Annotated in this window: 5 protein-coding genes; 4 read left to right on the plus strand and 1 reads right to left on the minus strand. The window is 33.9% G+C overall.

What is annotated here, in order from left to right:
* A partial coding sequence (locus EK417_RS17335) for an RHS repeat-associated core domain-containing protein (protein WP_262709830.1) occupies nt 1-1,849 on the plus strand: 1,849 nt, incomplete at its 5' end.
* 52 nt (nt 1,850-1,901) lie between these two features.
* The gene (locus EK417_RS17340) at nt 1,902-2,402 is read left to right on the plus strand and encodes a hypothetical protein (RefSeq protein WP_136522873.1); all 501 of its coding nucleotides are present in this window, start codon (nt 1,902-1,904) and stop codon (nt 2,400-2,402) included.
* A gap of 222 nt (nt 2,403-2,624) precedes the next feature.
* On the opposite strand, the gene EK417_RS17345 is transcribed toward EK417_RS17340, so the two are convergent.
* On the minus strand, nt 2,625-3,029 hold the full coding sequence (locus tag EK417_RS17345; RefSeq protein ID WP_136522874.1) for a helix-turn-helix domain-containing protein: 405 nt from the start codon (nt 3,027-3,029) through the stop codon (nt 2,625-2,627).
* A gap of 416 nt (nt 3,030-3,445) precedes the next feature.
* Between EK417_RS17345 and EK417_RS21665 the strand changes: the two genes are divergently transcribed.
* On the plus strand, nt 3,446-4,639 hold the full coding sequence (locus tag EK417_RS21665) for an RHS repeat-associated core domain-containing protein (protein WP_317129518.1): 1,194 nt from the start codon (nt 3,446-3,448) through the stop codon (nt 4,637-4,639).
* Nucleotides 4,611-5,075: a hypothetical protein gene (locus tag EK417_RS17355; protein WP_136522875.1), complete on the plus strand. Its 465-nt coding sequence runs from the start codon at nt 4,611-4,613 to the stop codon at nt 5,073-5,075. The genes EK417_RS21665 and EK417_RS17355 overlap by 29 nt, the downstream gene beginning before the upstream one ends.
* Nucleotides 5,076-5,481 lie beyond the last annotated feature (406 nt).

Genomic DNA, 5,481 nt, shown 5'->3' on the forward strand with positions numbered 1-5,481 from the left:
CAAGTATAATATCCGGGGCTGGATGACCCAGATTAATGATCCTGCCGTTTTAAATGGAAAGCTATTTGGGTATAAAGTAAAATATACCAACCCTGTCTATTCAGATATTTCTCCCGGCAGATATAATGGGAATATTGCAGAAATAGACTGGAATATGTCAACAGTCAATAACCTGAAAAGATATAATTACACTTATGATAAGCTAAACAGATTAACAGATGCTGAATATGCAGAACCGGAGACAACCAATCCGCATAACAAGAATTTTGATGAACGTTTGAGCTATGATGTCAACGGAAATATCACATTCTTAAAAAGAAACGCGATTCCTGTTTACGGTTCAACCTCTACTGTGGTAGATAATCTTGAGTATAAATATACCGGCAACCGTTTGAATCAGATCATTGAAAGCTCATTAAACGATTCCGGCTATGAAGGCGGAAATAATATCATAGATTATGATTCTAACGGAAATATGATCAATATGAAGGATAAGGGGATTCAAAGCATCGTTTACAACTACCTTAATCTCCCCAGAAGTTTTTTTATCACCCAACCAGATTTGTTTGGAAATGGGCAGACTTCAAATAGTAGCTTGGATTATCTCTACCGTGCAGATGGTACAAAACTTCGCAAAACGTATTCCAGTGCTCCTCCACGTGGGCTGACGAAGACTATTATGACTGATTATCTGGATGGCTTCCAGTACTCTTACAGAGAAGGTGGCGGAATATGCCTTGAATGTCGTACTGAAACAGCTTTTGAGGAACAGGCATATAAAAAACTCAATACTTTTCCGGGCATTGGTGGAACTCCACAATGGAAGCTTGATTTTGTCCCTACATCTGAAGGATTTTACAGTTTCACAGAAAACCGCTATATTTACCAGTACAGAGATCATCTTGGGAATGCCAGGATAAGCTTTGCCAAAAACAGCGAAGGGGTTCTTGAAGTCACAGATACCAACAATTATTATCCATTTGGATTGAATCATATTGAAGGGATGCTTAGCAGTTCTAATTTTGGAGGGTATTACAGTTATAAGTACAACGGTAAGGAGTTGCAAGAGACCGGAATGTATGATTATGGAGCGAGGATGTATATGCCGGATATTGGAAGATGGGGTGTGGTGGATCCGCTGGCGGAAACTTCCAGAAGATGGAGTACTTACACATATGCATTTAATAATCCTATAAGATTTATTGACCCGGATGGAAGGGAAAATAAGGATATTACTATTCCAAGCGGAACTGATCAAAAAGGCATTGATGCTATAATGGCAAACCTTCAAAAGCTGACTAGAGATAAGCTAACCACTGTTAAAGGTGTTAATGGAAAAACACATGTTGTAATAGACAAGTTTGAAAAAAATGGAAATTATGAAAATGGAACTCAATTAATAAGAGATTTAATAACTGATGAACATAATGTTGATATAAGAATTGGGGATGCTAGTTTTGCTACAGCCAAAAATAAGAAATTAGCATCAAATGGCGTAGGAACAGATTCCGAAGTAATATTTAATCCTACTGGAAAACAGGATATGAGAGTTTTTGAAAAAGATGGAAAGACTATGTACGAAACATCACCAAACTTTATTGTACTAGGGCATGAATTAATACATGTTAAAGATCATTTTGACGGTACACTTAATAAAACAGAGGCTGAGCATAGTTATTCAGACTTAAAAGGAATAAGGCTAATTGAGACACATCCTAAATCTGAATTTAGAGCATCTGGATTTCCTGGATTTATAGGTAAGGATGGATATTCAGAAAATAAAATAAGAAAAGAACATGGACTAAAATCAAGAGCATCATATGAAGTTTTTAGAGGTCGAACTAGGTAAAAGTATAATAATACTGTTTATGGTTTTATTTTCATGCAAGAAAGATAAAATCATGAATGAAAAAGATAGAGATGATAAGCTTTCCGTTAAAGTTTTATCAGTTGAAAAGAAAAAGGCATTACATAATATTTCAATTTTAGTAGATAATAATAGTGATAATAGATATGTAATGTTATATAATTATCATGGATTTGAAGAAAAAGAAGCTTACCCCAAAATAATTGAAAACGATAAGGAAACTATTATTGACTATAATTTTTTTCTTAAAGACAGTATTAATCATACCAAAGATTCTATTATGAACGATCCTTCTATACAAAATACGAATGAATCATTTTCTCTTTTTATATTACCTAAAGGCAAAACTAGGGTGACATTAAAGGATATTCCTATATCAAATAAAATTAATAAAAAGTATCTTCATCTATATTTTAGTAAAATGAGGGAAGAAACATTTAAAGTATTACCAAAATATACAAAAGAATATGATATAATTGCAAACGAAAAAGGATTCAGGAATTATAAATTTTCTAAAAAAGTTATTACTTTTTAATGATATATCTGTGTTTGAGGTGTAATCCCTGCTCCCGCACGATTGTATCGTGTGGCAGATAAACAAAGAGAGTGTCCTAAAAGTCGAATACACCCTCTGAGAATCAAATATTCATATACTCCTGTATAAGGGTACGAATAAAATCAGCAAAAATTGAGGCTGTCCAAAAAGTTTGGACAGCCTCTTTTCGTTTTATTAAAAGCATATTTCTTATAAACGCTCTTACTTTTCAAGCAGCTTTTCCAGCCTGCTCATCATTTCATCCTTTTCCTTCAGCATACGTTCATACAAAGCTATCTTTTCTTCGTGAAGTTTAAGGATAGTTTCTATTGGATTGAATATAGGATTATCATTTCTTTGATATCCAATACCGTTTTCTCCAAAGGTATTAGCAATAACATTCACAGCCTGCTCCTCGTCAAAATTCTGAAAAGCTTCTACAGGAATTTTCAGTACTTCGGATATTTTTTCCAGCAGCTGGTTTTCAATGGTTTCCTTTTGTTCAAGTAAAGAAATTTTCTTTTGGTTCCAGTCTTCGCCCAGATCCATCGCCAATGCTTCCTGCTTGATGCCCAGCATTTCTCTGAAACGTTTTACATTTCTTCCCTGATGTATTTTGTAGTCCATTCTTTAATCAATTTGTGAAGACTCAAAGATAATACATTCTGTAAAGTAAAGGTTAAAAATATCCGGTAAAATATCCTGTTATATCTGTTAAAGTGCTGGGAACTGGTGTATCAACTGTCTTCAGCAGCTTCGGAAGTACTTTTGGCCGCTATAGAAAGTGTCTGCAGCTGCTCATTAATTGGTTATAGCCATTTCGTAAACTGTCTGAAGCCGTTTAAGAAATGCCTTCAAACCTCGGCTACCGCACGAATCCTTTCGTGTGGTGAAATAATAACCACTGCTATTTTTGCAGTGGTTTTTGTGTGCATAAATAAGTTCTAATAATTATACTTCTCATCCAATATAATTATCTAAATTTACTAGGAAAAGTTGCCCAAAACTCCAAAGTAACAGATTATATTTACAGAGCAGACGACGTGAAGGTAAGAAAGGTTTTCGGTACAGAAACAAACGATTACCTGGATGGTTTTCAGTATGTAAATTCTACATTAAAATTCTTCCCCACAGCAGAAGGATTTTACAGTTTCACAGAAAACCGTTATATTTACCAATACAGAGATCACCTTGGGAATGCCAGGGTAAGCTTTTCCAAAAACAGCGAAGGTGTTCTTGAAGTTACAGATACCAACAATTATTATCCATTTGGATTGAATCATATTGAAGGGATGCTTAGCAGTTCTAATTTTGGAGGGTATTATAGTTATAAGTACAATGGTAAGGAATTGCAAGAGACGGGAATGTATGATTATGGAGCAAGATTTTATATGCCGGATATTGGAAGATGGGGTGTTGTAGATCCGCTTGCGGAAAAGATGAGAAAATGGTCTCCATATAATTATGCATTTGATAATCCAATGAGATTTATTGATCCTGATGGTAGAGCTCCACTTGATGATCATTTTAATAAATATGGACGCTATATTGGTACAGATAATAAAAAAACAAATAATGTTATTGTGCATACTAATAGTTCTGCAACAAAATTGTCTGATTTAAAAGGAGATACAGGAGCAGCAAAATTATCTCAGCTAGATTATAGTAGTCGAGGTACAACTAGAGCTGTTTCAAAAGTATTGGCTCATTATGCTGGAGAAAAAGGAATATCAGGATATACAGGAGTATATAGAGGAGCAAGAGGAGCTGCGAATACAAGTAATGAAACTGGAAATATTTTCTTTAACATTAAATATTTGACAAAGGGAACTTATGACAATGCATATAATATAAGATCTACTTTAAATCATGAGGGAGGAGCTTTAGGACACAAAAATGAATCTTTTACGGGACAATATACTTTTGAGTTACATTCCAAGGTTTATTTAAATGAAGCAAGAAATCCTGATTTTGGTAAGGCCACAGAAGGATATAGATTTGGGCAGGCTGCGAGTTTTGCAAGACATGTTCTAAATGCAGCTCAAAAGGAATCCAGCTATGGAACAAATCACATGAATATGATTAATGAATACAATAGTGAAAACACAGGGAGTGTAACTATTATACCTTATAGTGGCGGAAATCAGATGCCAACAAACACAACTATTACAATTCAAGTAGGAAATAACACTTATCCATCAAAACCATATGAAGACATTAAGAATCCTCAAGACTAGTTTACTTTTACTTTTACTTTTTTCTTGTCAAAAAGATAAAGATTCAAAGTTAAGAGATGTTTTTTCAAGTGAAAACGGAAAAAAATGGTATATATATAGTATTGATAGTGCTCATTCATTTTATCCATATCGAGTAAGTAATTTTTTTTCAGATGGAAAACAAATTGAGTATATAAATAATTCAACCACTAAAAACTTAGATAGAATTCCCAAGGATAATATGTATAATCCTGAAAAATGGTTTATTATTAATGACTCGGTTGTTAGCATTGAAACTGTATTTAATCCTACTACTAAAAGTTATCACAAAGAAAATAGGAAAGTTCTTTTCTACAATAAAGACACTATAATTTTACAAGGAACAAAAAGAGATAATTATGAAGGTATTTTAATCCTTACACGATATAAAGAAAAAGAAAGTATAATTACTAAATAAATTAGCATGGCTACCGATCACTGATCTGGTAGCTTTTAATTTAAAAATATAAATTATCTAACCCCGCTCCCGCACGATTGTATCGTGTGACTTTATATTAATAATTCAGTAAACTATTCTTTGGAGAGGATAGTGTTATTTTAGAATGGGTATAAAGAGTTTTTTAACCACACGAAAGGATTCGTGTGGTAGCTGGGAATTCCCAATAATGCAGCGAGCAGAGCATCAATGCAAAAAAGTATCAATGTCAATACTAATTTATATGAGACTAAGACTGCTGCTGCCGGATTTACCGTAAACGGTATGCCTGTATACTAACCAAGCTTTCCACTCCCACCAACGTTACCCAGGTTTTAAGTATTAATTATTACGACTCTTATCCTGCCTACAGCTTTAATCCAGCCTT

This window comes from Chryseobacterium candidae (assembly GCF_004916905.1).
Taxonomy (GTDB): Bacteria; Bacteroidota; Bacteroidia; order Flavobacteriales; family Weeksellaceae; genus Chryseobacterium; species Chryseobacterium candidae.